The organism is Dyadobacter psychrotolerans (genome assembly GCF_004349265.1).
GTDB lineage: Bacteria > Bacteroidota > Bacteroidia > Cytophagales > Spirosomataceae > Dyadobacter > Dyadobacter psychrotolerans.
The window spans coordinates 756438-779612 of record NZ_SMFL01000002.1; the positions used below are offsets into that span (position 1 = coordinate 756438).

Consider the following 23175-nt stretch of genomic DNA (forward strand, 5'->3'; position numbering starts at 1 on the left):
TTAATATAGTAATGTTTGTCAGGTGATTTTCGTTAGAATATCAGTTAAACAATTTCAGTAGTAACCGCTAAAGATGAAAAATATAAGAAACCGTTGGACCCTGCTTTTACTCGCCGGCCTGGCTGCGTGTAGTTCTTCAAAAACAATGAATTATGAATCGAAATGGAATGCTCCGTTTACTTATGTAGACGAGGTTAAGCCGGATCAGCAGGATCAAAAGTCCAGATTGAGATATGGTATCATCAATGACGATCAATACGTTTATCTTACACTAAAAACAAAAGATCCGGTTACGGTTCAGAAAATCCTGGGGAGTGGTTTGAAGGTATCTTTCAGTCCTGAAGGCCAGAAAAAAGAAGCATATTCTTTACTTTTTCCGGTTATTATGAAAGAGGACCGCAAGGCTTTGAAAAGAATCGAAACAGATCTTCCAAATAGCCTGGGATTAAATCTTTTGCTTGATTCTTACAATAAAGAAGCGATGTGGAAAGACAAACAGGGGCAGCATTCGATTAACCTTGTTGCAGGAGAGGGAAGTATCAAATCGCACATTTCCATGGACAGAAATGGTGAGCTTACCGAGCAAATCGCGATTCCCTTTAATTTGATGGCACTCAATACAAAAGAAGCTTCTGTGCTGGGTGTAAACATAAAAATTGATGGACAATCGTCCCAATCCGGCTTTTCTCCAAGAATTGGCATTGGCCTTGGCGGAGGAATTGGCATGGGGGGTGGTATGGGAGTAGGACTCGGAACCGGCAGCGGCTCACGGTACGGAAACGATGACCGCAGTGTTGATATCCGTTTGCAGGTACGGCTTGCGCGTGCAGATTTTCGTTAGATAGAATTTAATTAAAAAAAATGCCTGTTGGTCTTTCGGCCACAGGCATTTTTGCTTACTGACAGAGTTTATTTCCTGCACTACATTGGTATTGATGTGTTGTTAGGACGCGTATAAACTACCTGAATGACACTAATGTTGCGCATCCGGAATGCTGCTTCACAGTAGCAAAGATAATATCTCCATTTGCGGATGAAAGTGTCATCAAATCCAAGTTTTTTTACTTCCGAAATGTTTTCGTTAAACTGATCAAGCCAGAGTTTTAGTGTGTGTGCATAGTGCAGGCCAATTTCTTTCAAATCAACCATCGTAAGATCGCCTGTGTTATTGACCGCTTTATTGATCGCGCTCACCGATGGGAGCAATGAACCGGGGAAAATATGTTTCTGAATCCAGTCAACACCGTTTCGCAAACTATGGTAGCGTGAATCGGGACAAATTATAACCTGTATAGCAAGAATACCATCTCTTTTTAAAAGAGCCGTACACTTTTTAAAATAGGTTTCCAGATAATGATGTCCCACGGCTTCAAGCATTTCAATTGAAACAATCTTATCAAAAGTGCCATTAATGGTGCGATAATCCTCTACCAGCACCTGCACACGGTCCGACAATCCTGCTTCGTCTATTCGCTGAGTCGCAAATTTCTGCTGCTCCACCGACAAAGTAAGCGATGTCACTTTACAGCCATAGTTCTGTGCCATGTAAATCGCATTTCCACCCCAGCCACTTCCGATTTCCAACACGTGATCGGTATGTTTTAATTGAAGTTTACGAGCCAGCCTTTCGTATTTTTCAAGCTGTGCATCCTGTAAATCCATATTTTCTCTGTTAAAATACGCAGCAGAGTAGGTCATGGTTTCGTCCAGGAAGGTTGCAAAAAAATCGTTGTTCAGATCGTAATGTTCTGAAATATTTTTCCTTGAACCTACCAGTGTGTTGGCGCGGTTATTCTGGGAGAATTTATTAAAAAACCGAAGTACGTTCGTGGCGAATGTTTGGGATTTACTTCCCGACACGCCCGGCGCATTTTCAACATTGAGCAGCACCCAGGAAATCACCTCTGTTATACTTTCTGTTTCCCACAATCCCGCTACATAAGCTTCACCAAAACCGATGTCTCCAAAAAGCACAATCTTTTTAAAAAAATCAGTATCATTTACGGTAACGGTTGCGGATACATGTTCGGAGGAATTACCAAATATTACACAATTTCCATCCGGTAAATTAAGATCCAGCCGACCCAGCGTCATCGCCGAGAGTTGCTTGAATACCAACTTTTGATAAAATCCCGGCTTCTTTTCAGAAGTGTTTTTGTAAATGATCGGATGGCTTTTTACTAACATGTTATTTCCCATTTAGGATTGGTATGGTCGGAAAACTCCCTTCTGCAGGTCACCGTTTTCTGATTTTCTGTTGAACCGGATATTCTTTTTCCAAAGCAGTAAAGCCTGCCAGTGTATCATGGCAATTACTTTAACGGTAATGAACGGAAACGAAAAGAAGTATATCAGTAAGTTCTTGTCATTCAGTTCCCTGGATTTTCCAGTAAGCGTACTATTAAAAAAAAGTTTTCCATTTTTATCAAAATCATCAATGCGGATGTCGAGCTTTTGGTCCGGCACTGTCAGGTTAAAGTCAAAGTGTGTGTCCAGGTCAATAAAGGGTGAAACGTAAAATTCTTTGGCGGTATTAAGTTTAAACTTGTTTTCCTCAGTCGTTTGCGGACCCAGAAAATACGGTTTCAATTCCATAAATGTATTACAAACTTCAACTACGGAACAAAGGGGCTTTTCGTTTTCATCAAAACAATAGTAAAAAGAAACAGGATTGAACTGGTACCCGAGCGTCGCAAGATTGGTAAGTACCATGATGCGGCCTTTTCCGATATCAATTCCGTTTTCTTTCAAATAGACAGTTAACTGTTCTTTAACATTTTTACTTTTATCCGGTTTCTTCCTTGGTAATTGCAGGTGATCCTTATCTCTGAAATTAAACAGATTGAATTTATTCCGGCTCATCCATTTCAGACTGCTGTCAAGCCCGTTGAGCTCATCCAGATTCAGATAAAACATAAAAATATCATAGTAGAAGTAATGCTTCTTTGGATGAAACCGATGATGCATAACTCTAGCTTCGTATAGACATGATTTTGAATCTGCTGCTATCATACTTCATATACGTTTAAACGGATAAGTTTGGATTGGTGGTGTCAGAGAACTTTTTTATGCAGCAGTTTTGAGCACAAAGTCACCGCGCTTGCAAAAGCATCTTCGTGAAAACCGTACTTAAAATAGCTCCCGCAAAAATAGATAGGACCGCTTTCATTGAGTAATTGAAGTTCTTCCTGAGCGCGTATAGCAGGCACGTCAAAAAGCGGGTGATCGTAGTCTATCTCTTTGATGATTTTTTTCTCGTCTAAATCATTATGTGGATTAATTGAAACAAAATAATTCTTCCTTTCTGAAACCTGTTGAAGCTGGTTCATCCAATAAATAGTGCTAGGCTGCTGAAAACCACTTTCTTCCTGTATCCGGTAGTTCCAGCTGCTCCAGGCCAGCTTCGTTTTTGGCATGGTGCCTTCGTCGGTATGAAGAACCGCTTTGTTATATTGATATTTAAAATTAGATAGAATTCTCTGTTGCAAATTTGTGGGTGTGCCGAGCATCTTTAAAGCCTGATCTCCGTGGCTTGCAACAATTACCCGGTCAAATTCCTGCTGGGAACCGTCTGAGGTATGAACAATTGCCTTGTCATTTGTCCGGGAAACTTTAATTGCTTTCCGGTTCAGATAAATTTTACCACGGAAAGGTTTGATTAAAATTTCTCGGTAAGCCTGACTTCCCTTGTCGAGAGTGTACCATTGATGCTGTGTATCCAGGCCGAGAAATCCGTGGTTTTTGAAAAAACGAATAAGCGTAACTGCTGGAAAGTCAAGTATTTCTTTCATCGGAGTCGACCAGACTGCTGAGCTCATAGGTACCAGGTATTTCCATAGCATATCGTCGCTGAACTTAAATTCCTTGATATATTGCCCCAGGGAATAGTTCGCAAAAGCCGGATCGTCGAGTATTTTAACGCTCTCTTTGTTGAAACGGCTGATCTGCCCGAGCATTTTCAGATAGCCGATGTTAAAAATGTTTTTTCGCTGCGCAAAAAGGTGGTTCAGGCTGGAACCACTGTACTCGAGTTTACTGGGTAAATGCTGCACACTAAATGACATGTCAGTTTTTTTTATCGGCGCCTTGATCTGTTCAAAAAGTTTACAGAGATTAGGATATGTCTCGAAATTAAAGACCATAAAACCGGTATCAATGTAAACAGGTGAGCCGTCTTCGTCAACTGTGACCGTGTTTGTGTGACCGCCGACATAGTCATTTTGCTCATAAAAAGTAAGGTCGTCTGAGTTGTTGAGAAAGTGGCCGCAACCCATTTCGGCTATACCTGTTCCTATAATAGCTGTTTTCATTTTGGGCAAAAGTTAGGTTATGAATGAGGGAGGCAGCCCGTGATCAATTGGTGCTATCCGGATTAACAGGCAGGCTTCTGTAAAACTGTCAATACCTAAAAGTGAAATAAACAATTTTTAAGAATTGCTTCCTGCTTTTTGGAAAAGGTAATGACTTACGATCCATTCATTACCGTCGTTATAGTTCCACAATTCTGCGCAGGACATGTAGAATATACGCCAGTAAACCCACCATTTAATGGCGTTTTCTTTGCCATAGGTTTTTTCAAAGAGCGGCATAATTTCATTTTTATGACGATCCATATTGGCAAGCCAGGCTTCTGAGGTTTTGCCATAGTGTCTTCCGCTTACGTGCCAGTGCTTTTGAACAGTCAGATCTTCATTAAAATAAAACATCAGATCGTCACTTGGCATGACACCGCCTGTGAAAAAGTATTTGCTCATCCAGTCGGTTTCATCAACTACTTCAAACAGGTAAGCATATTCTTTGTGTGTAAAAATGTGGATGAAAAGCTTACCGTCGTCTTTTAGAAACGAAGCCACTTTTTTCATCAGAAGCTGATAGTTACGCATGTGTTCAAACATCTCAACCGAAACAACTCGGTCGAACTTCACGTCGATCTGAAAGGTATTCATATCGGCTGTAACCACAGTAATATTATTTATTCCGCGCAGCTTTGCCTGATGATCGATATGCTGCTTTTGCGTTCTTGAATTGGAAACGACCGTGAAGCTGCTTGCCGGAAATTTGGCTGCCATGAAAAGGGAAAGTGAACCCCATCCGCAACCCAGTTCCAGTACATGTTGCCCTTCTGATAATTCTGCCCGTTCACAGGTAATTTGCAGCATATCGGTTTCAGAGGTGTCGATGTCAGTCACGCCCGGTTTCCAGTAGCCGCTTGAATATTTCAGATTTTTGCCCAGACAGTATTGGTAAAACTCAGTTGGAACCTCATAGTGCTGTTCGTTGGCATCAACTGTGTTTACTGCAATGGGAGATGATTTTAAATTTTCAATGAACTTCATCAGGTGAGCCTGCTGCGCTTCAACCTCACCTTTGTTTTCATCCGCCAGCCTTTGTTTAAGCAGCTGGCGGATTCGTGTGCGTATAAGGAAATCAGGAACCTGGTCTCTTTCTAAAATGCTGTCTATCCACATAGAGGATGATGTTCGGAGGTGAAATGCTGGTGTTTATTTTAAATACGACGAGAGCCATGGGTTAGATTTGCGGTTGATTTTTTTATTTCTATCAATCTCAAATAAAAAGAAATACGTTTTATTTTTTCTTAAACCAGGGTATAAAGGCACTCGTTGTTCGCTGATATTCCTTATACAATTCACCTTTTGACCTCACCGCCTGTTTCTCAGTCGTTGGAATGCCGGTCACATTGAGGAGCAAATCCAGGATAATTGCCGGACTGATGATGGCCAGATACCCATAAGGAGAGCCCAAAGCAAATATGGCAAACGACATCCAGATCAGCCATTCGAAAAAATAATTGGGGTGCCTTGAATGTTTCCAAAGCCCAACATTACAAACTTTTCCTTCATTAGACGGATCCATTTTAAAGCGGTTTAGTTGATTGTCAGCGAGTGCTTCGCAGCTTAAAGCGATGAGCCACAGTACAAATCCGGTGTATTCAAATGCAGAAAAGCCCTTATTCTCATTGGCAGAGATAATAAAAAATGGCAGGGATAATAGTACATTGGAAAAACCCTGAGCCTGAAAAAACCAGAAAAGGTTTCTGTTGGCATTAGGAGCCCAATCCTCTCTCAGTTGGGCATATCTTCCTTCTTCTTCATCGATGTGGCCAATGACCCGCTTACCCAGGTGCACGCCTAACCTGACTCCCCAAACCACCACCATAGCGCAAATGACCCAGGTTCTTTCTCTCCAACCCTCTGATGTAAAAAGTATTATCAGAACAATAACCGGAAAATTCAGTGACCAAAAAATGTCCACGACGCCACCATTTTTAATTTTATATGCCCAGAACCAGACGGCAGCCATGATCAGACAGCAGGCAATGATGGATATTGTTACAGGTAAAACCAGAGCCTCAATCATGCTGTTTCGTTAGGAGTTCCTGAATTCCTTCTCCCGGTTCAAGTCTGAAAAGCTCTATCAGGACGTAAACGCAGCTGGCTATACTTCCAAGAAAGACCATGGCAACCAACCATACAATTTTCAGAAGTACACCCGGTTCTTTGTAAAAAATCCAAAGGTAAATGATAAAGACGTTGGCATAAAAGTCCCAAAGTGTAGCTCTCATCCACGGGATTGATCCGAGGAAATTCCATTCCTTGAACAGATTGCTTTTGAGGCTGGTTGATATTACAACATAACACATCCAGATTAAAAGTATGGTAAAAACAATTTTCAGGGTGGTAATCATCTTTTTATAATTATTAGTTAATCCATCCAGGCCAGGCCATGAATTGCTTACAGTAAACCCGCCAGAAGTTTTAATCCTAAATTTTTACTTATCAGAAATAGCGGAATAAAATTTGTGGTCTTGATAAACTATACGATTTTTACAGCTAAACGGATTAGGGGATACGTAAAATCTTATTGTATTCAGTATCCATTTTAAAACAACTACAGTGAATAAAAATAATCTCAGAAGATTTTACAGCTTCCTTAAATTCAGACGCAACTTTACCAGGTACGGCCTCAACAAGGTAAGAAGTTATGAAATCGTTTTATTCTGGTTGAAAAGTGTGTTGTCAAGATCTCAGTTTCTGATCCTCTCCGGTATATTGGTGGGGTTTACCTGTGGTCTTGCAGGCGTGATTTTGAAGTCGCTGGTACACTATATTCACTTCGTAATTACACACAAAGTCCATTTTGAAGAGCAGGTTTTGTTCTACCTCATATTCCCTTTTTTAGGGATTTTGATAACCACCCTAGTGGTTATCTTTATTTTTAATGGCCAGGATAAAAAGGGTATTCCAGTTATACTTTTTGAAATAGCGCAAAATTCAAGTGTGGTTTCCTCTGTGAAAATGTATTCACAAATCGTTCAAAGTGCAATCACTGTGGGGTTGGGAGGGTCGGCTGGGCTGGAAAGTCCAATCGCTGTAACAGGGGCAGCGATCGGCTCCAATTTTGCACAAACCTATAAATTGAGCTATAAGGAACGGACGCTGCTGCTCGCCGCGGGAGCAACTGCTGGGATCGCTTCTGCGTTTAATGCGCCCATTGCAGGGGTAATGTTCGCATTTGAAATTCTTCTGACCGGCGTGGTATTTTCGGATTTCATCCCGTTGGTGGTGGCAGCTGTTTGCGGCAGTTTGGTTTCACGCGTGTTGCTTCAGGAAGAAGTGCTTTTTCAGTTTAAAAGCAGGAGTCCTTTCGATTATCATAACCTTCCTTTTTACCTGATTCTGGGAATTCTGTGTGGTCTCTATGCCCGGTATTTTGTATTGATTGGCAAGTATATTGAAGAAATTTTTCATCACTCAAAATGGTCCAGAATACAGAAAGCGATGGCAGGCGGCGCGCTTCTTTCTGTGCTATGCGTGTTATATCCACCGTTGTTTGGAGAGGGGTATGATACCATTAAATCGCTGACAAACGGAGAAGTCCGGCAGGTAATGGAAAATAGCTTTTTTCGGTTTATCGGCTACCGCGACTGGGTGGTTTTAATATTTCTGGCGGTAATCTGTTTGCTAAAAGCATTTGCCAGTTCAGTCACAATTTACAGTGGCGGAAATGGTGGTAATTTTGCACCATCACTTTTTGCAGGCGGAACACTTGGTTTCGTATTCGCTTTATTTTGCCAACAAATCGGAATGACCGAAGTACCCGTTAATAATCTGGTTTTGGTTGGAATGGCAGGCGTCATGAGCGGTGTATTATATGCTCCATTAACGGCTATTTTTCTGATTGCAGAATCCAGTTCCGGCTATGATTTATTTATTCCGCTGATGGTCGTCAGCGTGATTTCTTTTTTAATTGCCAAATGGTTTTCTGCTATATCTCCCGACCTGCAAAAGCTCGCCGATGAAGGAAAAATTTTTACACGGGAGCACGACCGGAATCTTTTATCGATGATGCAAACTCTGGATTTAATTGACAAAGATGTTCAGACAATTAACATAAATGCCGGTTTTAATGAGCTCAAAGATTTAGTAAAAAATGGCAGAAGGAATATGATCGCTGTGGTGGATGAAGCCGGTAAACTTAACGGGATCATTACCATGGATGATCTTCGTCCGATACTTTTTGATGAGGGGGCAGAAGCCACTTCCAGTGTAACCGGACTGATGAAAGAGCCCTCCGTCTTAATTCATGAATTTGATAATGTGATGTCAATTGTCAAAAAATTTGATGAGACGGGAGCGTGGAATTTACCAGTCGTAAAAGCGTCGGGTGTCTATGTCGGCTTCATATCCAAGTCCAGCGTTTTAAACAGTTACAGACAACTGCTGCAATCACACTCAGATTAAGCAAAATTTCTATTTTACATTTACAACTGACCTGTACCGGATCGGTTTCCTGCCGAAAAATTTGACGATTATCTTTCCCTTCTATTATTTCCCGTATTCGAGGTCTCCTCTTAAAATTTTTCATACAGCCGATTCTCACCGCGCAGACTTTTGCTGAAAACAGTTGACCTGACCAAGCAGGAAACGGTTACTATATCACTTTGATTTATTATTTCACCATTTCATATCAAGGAAAAATTGAAATATAACACACTCACTTTGTTTTTGTTAAATATTTCATATATTTGCAAAGTACTTGAATGGTCAAGTATATATCAACAATATATCAAGTATATGGAAAGTTTATCCACGTCTTTAAAGTTCTTTTTGAACCTATCGATCGTCCAGGTTATTGCTGGCAGACGTATGGACGCACAGCTTGCAAGTCACGGACTTAGCCTTAATGATTTCACGATTTTGTGTCAGCTGGGAGCCGCCCCGGACGAGAAATTAAGGCGTGTAGATCTGGCTGAAAAAATTGGTTTAACCCCGTCTGGCGTGACACGAATATTGTCTCCTTTGGAAAAATTAGGGCTGGTCAGAAGAGAGGCAAACAGCCGTGATGCCCGGGTCAGTTATGTAAAGCTGGCGCCTGCCGGTAAGCGGATTTTGAATGATTCCATGGCTACTGCGGAAGCTGCGGCCGAACAAATACTCAGCGGGACGAAGTCAAAAAAAGTGGATGAAATTCTGAAAGTTCTTTTGGAATTAGGAGGAACTGTTGCTTGAAAATAGCAGATTGAAAAGTCATAGTTTTGTCGTCAACTCAATTCAGATTTGAAAAAGAAGTATCTGCGTTATAGTCATTTACTTTACCATTTCGGGTGTTATAGTTCGTGAAATAGGTCATCTGAATTTGTATCGATACCTGGTTTTTTGTCAATCGTAAAAAATCGCAAGAGTTCCACAACTGAAAAGTTGTTTAATTTGTAAAAATTTAAAACAAGTTATTTAAATGCCTTCTCCTAATTCCGTTGACGTTGCGCTTCATGTGTATGGTAAACCGCTAATGACGGCAGCTGCTATCAGTTCCTTACTGGATAAGTCCGGTCAATGGATCGATAAGATTTATTTAGTAACAGAAAGGGAGCAGCCATTTAATGAAGATTTTAAATTTATTGAAAGACATTTCAAGGGAAAAGTAATCTTATATAAACCCTGGTTTTACTTCGGACTTAAACCTGCAAAACCAACGTTTTTTGGTTTTAACTGGTACCGGTGGTCAATCAGATATCAGTATGCTTTTGAAAAGAGCAATCAAAAATATCTTTATATAATTCACAACGATGTTTTGTTTTATAAAGACATTTTAGGCCTGTATTTGAACGAAATTGAAAGCGAAAATTATGCCGGAGTAGGTCCCATTGGAATGTGTTGGAATTGCCCTGCGAGTTACGCCGGACTATGCGATTCGGATCATTACCTGGACTACCGACCGACTGAAATGGAACTTGCAGATTTAACCGCAAATTATCCGGCTCCCCGCAAGGAAGTATACGATTATTTTAGGGATGGCAGAGAAGCCTGGCCGTTGCCGGAGTGCCGACTGAACGAATGGTCGGCATTGGTTGATCGCGAGCAGACCGCCCCACACCAATACCCATATGACCGGGAAATCTTGTTTGGACAAATGTATCTTGATACGGCTGTCAGATGGTTCCATCATCTAAATACCAAGGGGCTGAAATTCAAAAACGTGCCTCTGGGCGAGTATGCAACCCACGTTTGGACTGGTAAGGAAGGGGAGTTGAATTCCGGAGTCGATACACTTAGCAAACGGGATCTTTACCTGCGTGCGGAGAGCATGTCTTATCAGAAGTTGACACAGGAATTTGGATTTACTGAAAAGGAACTAGCTGACAGTATACCAAATGACATGGAATTGCCCTGATCAGCTTAGCCAAGAAATTTTCTAAACAGATAAATAATCAGATTTAGCAGTGCGCTAAGCAAAATCATGGTGGTGATTGGAAAAAAGAATTTGAGGTTTTCTTTTTCAATCCGTATATCTCCTGGCAGCCGGCCAAGCCAGCGCAGTTTATCTCCCATGAAATAAATGGAAATGCCGAATGTCAGGATGACCAAACCAATCACGATCAAATACTTCCCGGTGCTTTGAGACATTGGGCGGCGCGTTGTTTATTCAAAATTACCAAAGTATTCCCTCGATGCTTGCCAGTTCAATTTTTGAGAATTCGGGATTTTCCAGGGATTTAAGCGAATCCTCCAATTGCGAGACCCTGCTGGCGCCAATAAGTACCGAGGTTATGCGCGGGTCTTTGAGCAGCCAGGCAAGTGCCATCTGAGCCAGCGTCTGCCCACGTTCTTCTGCGATCTTGTTAAGCTTTTTTATTTTTTCGACAACCTCCGGAGTTACCTGATTCTCCTGAAGATAACCTTCAGGTTTAGCGGCCCTGGAATCGGCAGGAATACCATGCAGATATTTGTCCGTCAGCAAGCCTTGCGCCAGAGGAGAAAACGGGATGCATCCGACGCCTTTGCGTTCGAGTACATCGAGCAGGCCGCCCTCAGCCCATCGTTCAAGCATCGAGTATTTCGGTTGGTGGATCAGGCAGGGTGTACCCAGTTCTTTTAAAATTGAAATCGCTTTTTCTGCTTCGTCGGCTTTGTAATTGGAGATTCCAACATATAAAGCCTTTCCCTGACGGACGATCAGATCAAGTGCTGCCATGGTCTCTTCCAATGGCGTTTCCGGATCCGGGCGATGTGAGTAAAAAATATCGACATAGTTTAATCCCATTCTTTTCAGACTTTGGTCCAAACTGGCTACAAGATTTTTTTTTGAACCCCATTCGCCATAAGGTCCCTGCCACATCAGGTAACCCGCCTTTGTGGATATGATCAGTTCGTCGCGGTGTCCGGCGAAGTCAGATTTCATCAATCTGCCAAAGTTAGTCTCAGCCGAGCCGGGAGGCGGGCCGTAATTGTTGGCCAGATCAAAATGCGTAATGCCATTGTCAAAAGCGGAACGAAGGATTGCCTGATAATTCTCAAAGTGATCAACACCTCCGAAATTATGCCACAGGCCAAGGGAAATTGCGGGCAATTTCAGTGCGCTTTTTCCGCAGCGGCGATAGGTCATTTTATCATAACGAAGGGGATCTGGCTGGTAGGTCATGGCAACAGGTTTTTTAGGAAAAGATTAACTCAGGTAAGTTTATAACATCTTTTTCAATAATTTTATTTCAACGGCTGTCTTGGCCAAAAAAGCTTTACGATTTTTTAATATATCAAAAACTACTGTTTGGTACGCACTGAACTAGTTTTCATCTTGGTAATTTAACCAACATTTGAGCTTATGACTTTTTCAAATCTGATTCTTATCGCAGCAGCCACGACTACCGCTCTGATTGCAGGGCTTTTTTATGCATGGAGCTGCTCCGTAATGGTGGGAATGGCACAGTTGCCCAGCCCGGAGTTTATCAAGGCTATGAAGGTATTTAATGAGGCAATTCAAAATCCGTTGTTTTTTGCGTCCTTTATGGGAACTGCAATTTTGCTGCCGGTTTGCACCTATCTGCATTATGATGCGCCTGTTCCGCAGCGATTTTGGTTTTTGCTGGTCGCTACAGTCTTTTATCTTGGCGGTACATTTGCAGTAACTATCTTCGGAAATATCCCGTTGAACGATATGCTTGCTTCATTTGATCAGCAATCGGCCAGCCAGCATGTTATCGACTCAAAACGTGCTGCCTTTGAGCTATCCTGGAACCGGCTTAATAATATCCGGGCAGTTTCATCCGTCATTTCGGTCATAATGGTTATCATGGCATGCTTAAGCCACAAAGTCTGAACCGTTAATATCAAAACCAGAATCCGACCTGAAAAGCAATGCGGGGTTTTTCTTCCTGTTTTTCTTTTGGAATAAAAACACCTGCTGCTATCGTCAGAATGTCAACCGGGGCAAGCCAGATTCCACCGCCGTAATTGTAATGCCAGTTCCCGGATGGATCATTTTTCAGCCAAACCCGCCCGTAATCGAAACTTCCGAACAGGCCATAAGTTAACGGCAGGGTAGGGTTCTCGCTGCTGCCGATGCGGATACGCAGGTCCGTATCATGCCAGATACTGCTGTTTCCGTAAAACCTTTCGGTCCGATAACCTCTCAAACCTTGTTTGCCTCCAATCGTCGGCATTTGAAAAAACTCGTAGCCCTTTCCAAAGTTAAGTCCGGTTCCGACCTGAGTGGCAAGGATGAAATTTTCCCGGGTATCCAGCGCCTGGTAAAGTGAAAACTGAGCCCGAAGCCCTGTGTAGTTGGCATTGGTTTTTAGATTGGTCGTCCAGTTAAGGCCGGCATTAAAACGAATTCCTGAATGCGGAGCGAAAATATTATCGACGCTGCTGAAATTAAATTGAAGTCTGGCGCCCGAAAAATACTTTGTCTGGAAAATATCATCGTCCAGACCGTTCTGCCCGGATACAACAAACCTTCCCGACGTTTCTTCCAAATCCGTCACTTCGGCATACGGTCCCAATGTTACGAATCCGCTGTTACCTGCAAACCGTTTTTTTAATGCCGGATATACATAAAATGAACTCTGTCTGGCCCTGTAATAATCCGGATGTTCTATAGGCCGCTGCGTATCGTTTCCAAGTCCGGCGTAATTAAAAGCGTAAGTCGGTCCGCGGTAATAGGTGTCCAGATAAAAATCAAAAGCCCTAAAAGTATTAATAAAATCACCTGTATAATTTACTTTAAAGGCCTTTGTACCAAAAGCGTAACTTCCTCCAAAGGTTTGGACAGACGTATATGGTTCTTTCTTAAAACCATATTTGGTCAGACTGAAATTAGCGCCGGCAAACAGGCCGTCGTCGGGGTTAAAGCCAAGGATGGGAATAGGCAGTGTGATGTCATAGTTGCTGTCGCTGCTTCGCCTGTCATACACATTGAAACGGTATGTGTCTGAGCGTTTGTCTTTTGTTTCCGGCCCGGGAAGCACTCTGTTGTTTTTCCAATCATCGTATACAAACGTCTTTTTTCCTCCGCGGTGAACCCGTGAGCTATCGGCAAACAAATCTTTTCCCAGTCCGCCAATTGCCCGGACCAAAATTCCTTTCTGAACATCTCCCTGAAGGATAAACTCGTCTTCATCCCCGTTTCCATAAAGATTGATGGTTTTGGTGATCTCGTTTTCAAATACCCGCTGATAGGTCTGCTGTTTTAAACGTCCGCCTTTACCTGTTTCAAATACCGTAACACTTGTGCGTCTATCATCCAACCGCTCTACAACGAAGCGCTCCTTTTCTTCCGTCCCGATTACATTGACTGACTTGCTTACGAATTCATAATGCCTGCGGGCAATGCTTTGTAGATTATCTCTGCGTGTTTTAATGCTTTTGATAATAGCCGGTGATGAAATTTCTCTGGCTTTATCCGGCCAGTTTTTAAAGGCACTTTCAATTACCTCATCCGTTAAATTTTTCTGTATGAAAGTAACCTGCTGCTGCCACTGATCCCAGGTTAACTGATTGAGAAAGGTGCGGTCAATCAGTCTGGCACTCCAGGTGGTCCATTTAATACTGTTGATCTCAGGATTGAAACTTTGCAGCTGCCGCAGAAAGGGAAGCGTTAGTCTTGCCACACTGGTAATCAAACCGTCATAAAGGGAAAATGCCTGGTCGCGGTCCCGGGGAATTGGTCTGTACAAATTTGCTCCGTCTTTTTGTTTGATGGATGCCCATGCCCATTGGTCGTCATGACGGTCCCAATCACCAATGACAAAGTCAAACAAACGCGTCCGGATCATCCAGGGTTCATCGACTTTGTTTTTGTTGTTTTCAAGAATGCTTTCTACTACTTCGGGCGTGTTTACAATTTTGTCAGGTTTTCCAAAAAATGCGGCATCATGCCATTTTTTTCCATCAGGACGTTCTTCAAAAAGATTCATTGTTCCACCAAACAGGGCATCGAAGTTTGCCAATGCCGGCTGGGAAGGCACATAATAAAGCTTTGGATTGGTGTGATAGACATCAATAGCATCAGCCATAACCGGCATGGACAGCGGTGCAAATGGGTTAGTTGACAGGAAATTATCTTCCACCAGATATTTTGCCGCGACCATTTTATTAAAGGGTGAGGGCAAAAAACGGCTTACATCTTTGGTTAGTCCCCGAAGTACAAATTCTTTTCCATCCGCTGCGCGCATCCTTAAAGAATTTGTTTGATTGCCGCCGCCTTGTTTTACAGGAGTAAGTCCGCCTTTGGCTGTACTCAGATCCATAACCGGAAACGGGTATTTCTCCAGATACAGATTACGGTTGTGTTTGCCAAAAAGAAAATTGTGAAATTTGCCCACCTGTTTTACTTCCGTTTTGGTGACAAATTCCGTGACAGAATCTTTGTGCATTTCATATTCAGGAAAAACCGCTTTGACATCCGTTGTCTCCGAAGGAAGCTTATCTTTTATTTTTTTCTGATAAATAACTTTTGCATCCCGGCCGTCTGCATTTACTTCCCAGAATTTTACCCAGGTTTCACCTCCTTCATAAAAACTGAGTGTACTGAATCCCAGAGAAGTGCTTGCAAACTGAGAACCTTTTCCCATGCCAACAGGGCTGTTCTTCGACCCGCTGCCGCTTACAATAAATTCCTGTCCTTCGTTTTCAATAAACTGAAGGGTATGCTCATGGCCGCTGGCAAAAATAAAATGCCCGTTTTTCTTGGTCCCTGCCAGAACGGCTGCCCGGAGTTCCTGATAATGTTTATTGACTACGTCTTGTCTGGAACCAATTGTTGCCCGGAAAATGGCACTTAAACTCCCAATAACAGGCAACGGAATGTAAAGTTTGGGGTTTAATTCCGTTAGCGGGAAAATATGCTGTTTGATTGTGAATTTTCCTCCGTGCGGACCATTCGTGTAGGGCGGATGATGCATGGCAATTATTACATTTTTGTTACGGTACTTACGGATTACGTTTTCAAAAACGAATTTGAAATGCTCCCGGTTTTTGATCTCACAGCCTTCGTTAATTCCTGAATCCTTATCCCAGTCGGTAAGCCACCACTGCGAATCGACGACGATGATCACTACATTGTCATTGAGCTCCACTACCTCGGGGCCTGAGCAGCCATCGAGAGGCAGAAAGTAATTTTCGTAGTCGTCCTTATCCGTTTTCCCTCTTCTGGTATTTAAATATTTTTGAATATACTTTTCCTGACGTTTCAGACCTTTCACGCCCCAGCCGCGCCAGTCATGGTTGCCGGGCAGGAAAACAGGGTAGCCTTTAAAATCTTGTAGTGTTTCCAACTGGGAGTTGATCCGGTACTCTGCTACTTTCCGTGCTGCGGAGTCATCCGAAGGCGGCATCCCGTATTCGTAGATGTTATCTCCCATGAAAAGCGCAGAGCTGTTTTTGGATTCAGTTCCCAGTTTCTTTTTGAGGTATTCAAGAACGGGTGCCGGGTGTTCATGAGAATCGTTGCCGGCATCTCCAATGAGATACATCGTATGTTTTAAAACCAGATTTGGGTCAGGCGATTCCGACTGCCACTGCCGGGCATCTTTGGCGTACTTAGTCTTGTAACCTGCGCAGGAAGCAAGTATTTGTAAAAGGACTAAAATTGAAATATAGCGTAAAGTTTTTTTCATTTCAAACAGCGTTTTTTGAAAAGGCGTTGTCGTCCCTGCAAGTTTTAGTGGTCAGGCGGAGGTGCAGGTGATATTTATTTAGCAAAACAATCCTTGTACCGTAACTTTTACTTTGCCGTCCTGACAAATTTTAAAATGTTACCTTCTGCTAAATCATCACCTTCATTGGAGATATACATATTTCCCTGGCTATCGAATGCAATGCCTTCGGGTTGGGTGAACATATTGCTGCTCAGTGAAACAGCATCTTTTACTTTCCACTTCGAATCAGTTATCACCAGGAGTTTATTAACAGCTGAGACAATGTACCAATTGTTGTTGACAGGATTTTTTGCGATAGCCGAAGGGCGAAAACCACGGTCGACCTTCCCGTGGATGGCTTTAATCTGTTTAACATCAATACTGAATGTTTCGGCAGTTTTGGTTGAATCGCTCAGGTTGATGATGTAACCCGTTACGCTGCTTTTTGCATCATCGGTAGGGCAGTTTTTACAGATCACATAGACGTTTCCTGTTTTCTCATCACCGTACATGCCTTCGTATTCGCCTTTTGGAAAAAGCTTTTTGTATTCTCTGACGCTTTCCGGTTCTTCATGATTGACCTCTGAAGTCGGAAAGCTATACAAAGCGCCGTTACTTTTTAAAACAATGGCCGCTCCGTTTACGATGGAGACATCTTCATAATCGCCTTTTTTTCCAAACTTCGTATGAGTCTGCATTTTCACATCCCATGCAAGGCGGAACAGTTTGCCTTCTTCATCCTGAATGGCGTAAACAGTGTCATTTTTCCCATTGTCGAAAGCAATTCCCGATATTTCAAAAAGACTTTCAGGCATGTTGAATTTGTCCGGCTTTTCCAGATCATATTCGGTATAGTGCGGTTTTGGTTTATCCGTAGATCCACAGCCGGCCAGTATGGCAGCGAGGCAAAGTGATTTAAGTGATGATGCGGAATAAATTTTCATATCATGGCAGGTAAGTATTCTTAATGATTTTGTTATTACTGGCTGTAAGATATCGGTAAATGGCTTCTTGGGACCGAAGGCCATTGCTTTGATTGATGGCTTTGTTTTGAAGTACTTCGTCGATGAGAACTGCCTGAACTGTGTCATTCCATTGCAGGGAAATGATCCGGATCAACTGATTTTTTAAGTCCTGATTATAAATTGGAAAACAAACTTCAATCCGTCGGTAAATATTCCTGTTCATCCAATCTGCTGATCCCATGAAAACCTCAGGTGATCCGGCGTTCTCAAATATGAAAACTCGTCCGTGTTCGAGATAGCGGTCTACGATCCTTTTAAGGGTTATATTTTCGCTCTGACCTTTTATTCCGGGAATCAGTCTGCAGATACTTCTGACGATCAGATTTATCTTAACTCCGGCATTTGACGCCTCATACAGTTTTCTGATCAACACCTCCTCTTCGAGATTGTTCAATTTGATGGTGATACCTGAATGCTGTCCAGCTTTGCTATTTTCGATTTCCCGGTCAATAAGCGCTAAGAAACGGCTATGCAGATTAAACTGGGCGACAAGCAAATGCCTGAAATTAATTACATCGGTTTTCTCCGGTTTTTTCTTTTTGCTTAAGAACCCGAACAGATTTTCTGCTTCCGCGAGCATGGGCTGGTTGGCAGTCATAAGAATATGATCTGTATAAAAGCGTGCAGTCGTCTCATTTAGATTTCCGGTTGCGAGCAGACCCAGATATGGAAGCTGTTCCGTTTTTCTTTTGATCAAGGCTAATTTGGCATGCACTTTTAAAGAACTAACACTGTAAATAATTTTTACACCAGCGAATTTCATTCTTTTGGCCCAGGTGATGTTATTCTCTTCATCAAATCGCGCCTTTAGTTCTACTAGCACCGTTACCTTTTTCCCGTTTCTGGCTGCATTAATTAGCGCGTGCGCAATTTTAGAGTCATGCGCAACTCTGTACAAAGTTGTGTAAATCTCTTCTACCGCAGGATCAATTACAGCTTCATTAAAAAAACGGAGTACAGTGTCATAAGTTTGGTAAGGCGCGTGCACCATCAGATCCCGTTTTGAAATGGCAGCAAACAAACTATGCGCCGGATCAAATCCATTAAGGTTTTGAATTGCAGGCCAGTCGGGATATGAAAGTGAGGAAGAGGAAACCGGCAGGGAGGCAAGATCTTTAAGATTGTGGTATCTGCCGCCTTCAACCAGTGACGCTGTTTTCAGCTTTAACGAACTGACTATATGATGAAGATAATTTTGCGGGAGCCCGGGCTCGTATAAAAACCTTACGGCAAACCCCAGATCTCGCTTTTTTAACTGTTTCTCAAAACTTTCGGCCAAATCCTCGTCCTCCGCTTCGAGCGTGTCAAGTTCCGCATCCCTTGTAATTTTAATGTTAAATGCCCTTAAATGAGTTGCAGCAGGAAAAATAGCTTTTAAATTAGACCTGATTATATCTTCAAGAAAAATAATATAAGTCTTGTCATTAAAGTCAACCTTTACAAAACGTTTAACGTGATGACTGGGAATATTCAGCATATAACTTTGTTCACCGGAGTTCTGCTCTGCAATTACCAAAAGGTAAAGCAGGTTGTTTTCGGGAAAAAACGTTGTTTCCGCTCCTAGCGCTACAGGATGAAGAAAGCCTGCTATTTGGGTATAAAAATAATTAGCTATAAACGGATTCAGATCCTTAGGAATATCCTCCTTGTAACAAAAATGAATGTCGTTTTTCTCTAATTCAGGGATTATAGATTGACTTAAAATTTTTCCAAACCTGTCCTGCTGCGCATTAATGATGGCAGCAGCCTTTTCATAGCAATTATTTTCTGAATTGTTTTTTTGCAAATGAGGCATTCGCACCCTGTAAAATTCATCCAGGTTTGAAGAATAGATGGAGAGAAATTTAATGCGTTCCAATAACGGCACCCTCACATTTTCAGCTTCCATCAGCACCCTTTCATTAAAAGAAAGCCAGCTTATGTCCCGGATGAAAAAAAGCGGTTCAGTCATAGTTTTCCAACGTATGACCGTAAAAAACCGAAGCGATTACGAAGGCAATTACGGAAATTACAATACCAAACATAAAGACATTGTAACCCACTCTGAGCAGACGGTATTTTCGTCCCAAAACCACTCCCTGAGAATAGACATCTTTGGTAAGGCTTCCGTATAGAAATTCCCTGTCGTTCATCATTCGCTGCATCCCTTCTGCATAGGAGCTGTAAGACATCCGGTAAAAATTCCCGAAAAACAACAGGTTTACATTCTTTGTATCAATATCTTCCTGGGTAAAGGTTCCGTGCGGAATTGTCGGCCTTGTTGCCAGAATCGAAAATACCATTGTAACTACACAGACCGTAAGCAGCATCATGGTGGGCAAAATCAGATAGGAATTATCTTCCAGTTTCCGGATAAGCACACTCAGCAAAACCGAGATAATGATCGAGGTTGTGGTGATCATTATATGCGCTTTGTTATCCGCCATGTCACTCAATCTCTGGTGGTTGTTGGAACTGATCCTAAACATGGTTTCAATTCCTTTATCCGGTCTGTCAGATTTTTGTTTCTTTGCATCCGCTTCAATTGCCGGAAGTGGCTCTTCTCTTTTTGACGTCGATGGAAGCGTAATGGGTTCAATATCAGAAATTTCCGAATCCTTCTCCGAATCTTTTTCTTTGAGCTTCGCCAGATTTTTTAATTTCTGAGGACCCAGAAGTTCTTTGCAGTAATCGGTTTGAAATGTGTGGTTTTCCAAAAGTTTGATCGTGCTTTTCCGCCAGGTAGCTTTATCAATTTTTTTACCACACCGCTTTTCCGCCTCTTTGCGCATCAGCTTATTACGCTCCACAAATTCTTCGGTACCAAAATGAAAGAGATCCGCGTCACAAACAATTTGCTGTAAAAGATTATGCGCCTGCTGGGGAACAACCGTGGCCAGTATGCAGCCTTTTACTTCTTCAATTTCGGCTTTTCCAATTCCGTCATCACTTAGAAAAGCCGTTGCAACTTCGGCCCCTCTTTGTTCATGTCCTGATGCTTCACCGACATAATAACCAGTATCATGAAACCAGGCGGCTGCTCCAACGATGAAGGATTCTTTCTCATCAAGTTTGTAGTGGTCAGCAATCCTGGCCGCGTTGGATACAACAGATTCTGTATGTGTTAGATTATGATAAGTCAGACTGGAAATATCCTTTTCTGCAAAAAAGCGATGAACATAGTGCCTTACTTTGTCGAGCCGGTGATTGTAGTTCATAAAAAATATTAAGTGCTTTTTTAATAAGTTACTTCCATGCCGAATCCAGATTCACTCCGATTCGCAGGGCCTTCAATCCGTTCACACCTTGTAATTCTTCCAGATCGAGATACTCCAGATCGTCCAGCAACGTGTTTTGTTCCTGTAAATATCTGATATAATCTACATATTCCTCAGCGGACTTATTGTTGAAATAGACCATCGCAATTTTGCCTGGCTGGGTAAGTCTTTCGCCGGTTCCTTTGACATGGACTTTATCAATACGCTTTTTGATAACCTGGTAGCGGATGTTGTAGGCACCTTCCACATCAAAGCGGCGTTCATCATCCCGGAAACTAATATCAATACTTCCAGAATTAATAAAGATCAGCTGGGTAGTCAACAACGGTTTCTCCATAGCCGGCAGCAGCGAATGTGTTATTCTTGCAATTGCTGCCATCGAAGTAAGCTGCCACAAACGAATGTTTTTTAAATACAGGTTGCTGAAAGTTTTCTGCGGTTCTATGGACTGCCCGATGTAAATATCATACTCAATGCCATCAGTCCTGAACTTTTCAAAGTAGGTCGGGTAGGACTGCTGAATTTCTGTTTTAAAAAGATCCAGATACAGGTTTACAGACGAATTGATTGTCTGCATTGAGGATTCCAGCGCACGTCTGTTTGTATAGGCAGCTCCGGTCTGCGGGTTGGTGATCCTGAAATATTTATCAATCGCTTCGCTGATCTCCTCATTTTCATTTTCTGTGTCGTCGCTTCCGGCAAGTGCCAGAACCGCTGCGCCTTTGGTAACACGGTTTTCTTTAAAATGTGTCAGAAACGGATGAACCTCAGATTCAAGGAACTCCTGAATTTTCATTTCATCATTGTCCCTGGTTTCGTCTGTGATCTGTGCAAGCATTTTTTTGCATTTGAAAACCATCTCATCTGCAAGACCAAAGCCCAGTTTTTGTTTTAACACACAAAACGTATCGATCAGGACGGTAAACTGTAAACGAAGGTCTTCCCGAAGTGCAGCATTTCTTTCAATCGTAGAGTTACGGATGTCGATTGCTCCATAAAGCGGGTAAACATCCTTGAACCCAATCGATTCAATTACAGCTGTATGCGGTTTGAGATTCCGGTCACGCAGGTAATGCCAGGCTACATCCTTAAATTTCCACTGTACAGCAGGCTGCAGGGAAGTGAATTTTTCCCGGATCACGTTTTCAATATTCGCATTGAATTCATCAATGTTATTCTCAAATATTTGTGCAATAAGTGGCAGGGCAGGATTGATTTTCGAAAGTGAATGTTCATCTATCGCGTTTGGCACGCTTGAAAATACTTCCAAGACCCCAACGATTTTGTTATCGTAGTACACCGGCAGCAAAGCATAGGATTCCACCCCGTCATTTTTTAGAATTTTAACAAACTCATGCTTTTCGTCATCCGCTGTGATGTTTCGCATAAAAAGAACTTTCGGACTTTTGAAATATTCTTCTGCCATAGAAATATAAGTCTCTTCGGCAACGTCACTGGCTGTGGCTGCGTTGATAAGCTTGCTGTGCAGAATGGTGCTTTTGTTGAAGATCAGCCGATTATTTACCCGCAGCAGAGGCATCATGCCAAATTCAACATCACGGTTCTCGACAAGCATTTTCAGCGAATCGGTTATATGCTGGTAGTATGCCTGCGCTCCGAAAGAGTTGCGATTCAGGATTGTGTTTTTAAGATTCTCAACTGCATGGTCATCGGTGACGTCCGTCAGCGTTAACACGGAAATACCTTCGAACTTAAAAAGAGACAGCGGTAAAAGTCGCACAAGTTCCGATGAATCAGCATTTTCCTGAAACTGACGGCGAATGTAATCCAGATTAATATCAGGAAGTTCACCTTTCAGAATGACATCCGTAAAACGGGTATCGATATTGATTTTGTAAAATTTCTGTAAACCGGTTTGGTTATCCCGCAGCGAAACGAGCATGTCTGTGTGATTCGTGGCCGGAAAATTGTAAAACTTTTCCAGGATGATCGCATACACAATCAGTGCTTTCTGCTTCATTGACATTGAATCTTCTTTTACAAGATCACAGCGAATCTGGCCGGTTTTTTCTTCGGTCATCAGGTTGTAGAAATTGTCTGTTCCGAAGAAGATAGTCGGGCTGATGGGGGTGCTCAGTGCCCAGAGAATATTTTTTTCATCGGCAACCGCCGGTATCATAAGGCCGTAAACGAGGTTGAGCTGCTCCTCATAAAGATGAATTTCAGCAATAGGGATGTTGTCTAAAAAAGCGGGATTTTCTTCCAGTTTTTCTATAACCATCTGCAGGAAAATCTTACGAACGCTTTTCTCCCTGCTAATTCTGTCTTTAAGGTAAGCTATATATTTTCTGAAAGAAATAACCGCATCGATCTTCGGCATTTCTTTCTGAGAGTCTTCTGAGACATCAAGGAGTATCGATTTCATTTTATTGTGGTCTTCTTAACTTGTAAAGATATATCGGACAAGGTTTTATTTCTTTTAAAAAATCCCTCTTCA

18 protein-coding genes are annotated in these 23175 nt (G+C 42.2%); 5 read left to right on the plus strand and 13 right to left on the minus strand.

The features are described 5' to 3' along the window. Positions 1-73 precede the first annotated feature (73 nt). Complete coding sequence (locus E0F88_RS06895) at positions 74-841, plus strand: hypothetical protein (protein ID WP_131957477.1); 768 nt, start codon at positions 74-76, stop codon at positions 839-841. A gap of 80 nt (positions 842-921) precedes the next feature. Here E0F88_RS06895 and E0F88_RS06900 read toward each other — a convergent pair whose 3' ends face one another. From E0F88_RS06900 to E0F88_RS06925, 6 genes are all read right to left on the minus strand, one after another. After that, on the minus strand, positions 922-2187 hold the full coding sequence (locus E0F88_RS06900; protein WP_220466237.1) for an SAM-dependent methyltransferase: 1266 nt from the start codon (positions 2185-2187) through the stop codon (positions 922-924). 12 nt (positions 2188-2199) lie between these two features. Further along, positions 2200-3012, minus strand: a complete 813-nt coding sequence (locus E0F88_RS06905; RefSeq protein ID WP_220466239.1) for a DUF1365 domain-containing protein — start codon at positions 3010-3012, stop codon at positions 2200-2202. 41 nt (positions 3013-3053) lie between these two features. Further along, the gene (locus E0F88_RS06910) at positions 3054-4310 is read right to left on the minus strand and encodes an NAD(P)/FAD-dependent oxidoreductase (RefSeq protein ID WP_131957479.1); all 1257 of its coding nucleotides are present in this window, start codon (positions 4308-4310) and stop codon (positions 3054-3056) included. 117 nt (positions 4311-4427) lie between these two features. Continuing rightward, on the minus strand, positions 4428-5468 hold the full coding sequence (locus tag E0F88_RS06915) for an SAM-dependent methyltransferase (protein WP_131957480.1): 1041 nt from the start codon (positions 5466-5468) through the stop codon (positions 4428-4430). A gap of 118 nt (positions 5469-5586) precedes the next feature. Next, positions 5587-6378 (minus strand): DUF1295 domain-containing protein, encoded by a 792-nt coding sequence (locus E0F88_RS06920; protein ID WP_131957481.1) that lies wholly within the window; start codon positions 6376-6378, stop codon positions 5587-5589. After that, positions 6371-6706, minus strand: coding sequence for a DUF1475 family protein (locus E0F88_RS06925; RefSeq protein ID WP_131957482.1), 336 nt, complete (start codon positions 6704-6706; stop codon positions 6371-6373). The genes E0F88_RS06920 and E0F88_RS06925 overlap by 8 nt, the downstream gene beginning before the upstream one ends. A 208-nt stretch (positions 6707-6914) precedes the next feature. On the opposite strand from E0F88_RS06925, the gene E0F88_RS06930 reads away from it, so the two are divergent. The 3 genes from E0F88_RS06930 (at position 6915) to E0F88_RS06940 (ending at position 10692) form a co-directional block, all read left to right on the plus strand. Then, the gene (locus E0F88_RS06930; RefSeq protein ID WP_131957483.1) at positions 6915-8762 is read left to right on the plus strand and encodes a chloride channel protein; all 1848 of its coding nucleotides are present in this window, start codon (positions 6915-6917) and stop codon (positions 8760-8762) included. 333 nt (positions 8763-9095) lie between these two features. Then, positions 9096-9530: a MarR family winged helix-turn-helix transcriptional regulator gene (locus tag E0F88_RS06935; protein WP_131957484.1), complete on the plus strand. Its 435-nt coding sequence runs from the start codon at positions 9096-9098 to the stop codon at positions 9528-9530. 226 nt (positions 9531-9756) lie between these two features. Next, positions 9757-10692, plus strand: coding sequence for a hypothetical protein (locus tag E0F88_RS06940; protein ID WP_131957485.1), 936 nt, complete (start codon positions 9757-9759; stop codon positions 10690-10692). A gap of 5 nt (positions 10693-10697) precedes the next feature. Here E0F88_RS06940 and E0F88_RS06945 read toward each other — a convergent pair whose 3' ends face one another. Both E0F88_RS06945 and mgrA read right to left on the minus strand, forming a co-directional pair. Continuing rightward, positions 10698-10925, minus strand: a complete 228-nt coding sequence (locus E0F88_RS06945; RefSeq protein WP_131957486.1) for a DUF2905 domain-containing protein — start codon at positions 10923-10925, stop codon at positions 10698-10700. Positions 10926-10950: 25 nt separating this feature from the next. Then, complete coding sequence (mgrA, locus tag E0F88_RS06950) at positions 10951-11940, minus strand: L-glyceraldehyde 3-phosphate reductase (RefSeq protein ID WP_131957487.1); 990 nt, start codon at positions 11938-11940, stop codon at positions 10951-10953. A gap of 180 nt (positions 11941-12120) precedes the next feature. Between mgrA and E0F88_RS06955 the strand changes: the two genes are divergently transcribed. Then, positions 12121-12615 carry an anthrone oxygenase family protein gene (locus E0F88_RS06955; protein ID WP_131957488.1) on the plus strand — a complete coding sequence of 165 codons (495 nt, stop codon included), beginning with the start codon at positions 12121-12123 and terminating at the stop codon, positions 12613-12615. A 10-nt stretch (positions 12616-12625) separates the two neighbouring features. Here E0F88_RS06955 and E0F88_RS06960 read toward each other — a convergent pair whose 3' ends face one another. The 5 genes from E0F88_RS06960 to E0F88_RS06980 all read right to left on the minus strand — a co-directional run bounded on the left by E0F88_RS06960 (position 12626) and on the right by E0F88_RS06980 (position 23103). Continuing rightward, positions 12626-16414 carry a metallophosphoesterase gene (locus E0F88_RS06960; RefSeq protein WP_131957489.1) on the minus strand — a complete coding sequence of 1263 codons (3789 nt, stop codon included), beginning with the start codon at positions 16412-16414 and terminating at the stop codon, positions 12626-12628. A gap of 107 nt (positions 16415-16521) precedes the next feature. Beyond that, positions 16522-17379 carry an SdiA-regulated domain-containing protein gene (locus tag E0F88_RS06965; RefSeq protein WP_131957490.1) on the minus strand — a complete coding sequence of 286 codons (858 nt, stop codon included), beginning with the start codon at positions 17377-17379 and terminating at the stop codon, positions 16522-16524. Between the two features lies 1 nt (position 17380). Then, on the minus strand, positions 17381-19411 hold the full coding sequence (gene ppk1 / locus E0F88_RS06970; protein ID WP_131957491.1) for a polyphosphate kinase 1: 2031 nt from the start codon (positions 19409-19411) through the stop codon (positions 17381-17383). Next, positions 19404-20657, minus strand: coding sequence for a Pycsar system effector family protein (locus tag E0F88_RS06975; RefSeq protein ID WP_131957492.1), 1254 nt, complete (start codon positions 20655-20657; stop codon positions 19404-19406). The genes ppk1 and E0F88_RS06975 overlap by 8 nt, the downstream gene beginning before the upstream one ends. A 28-nt stretch (positions 20658-20685) precedes the next feature. Then, a complete protein-coding gene (locus tag E0F88_RS06980; RefSeq protein ID WP_131957493.1) occupies positions 20686-23103 on the minus strand; it encodes a GAF domain-containing protein in 2418 nt (805 codons plus the stop codon). Positions 23104-23175 lie beyond the last annotated feature (72 nt).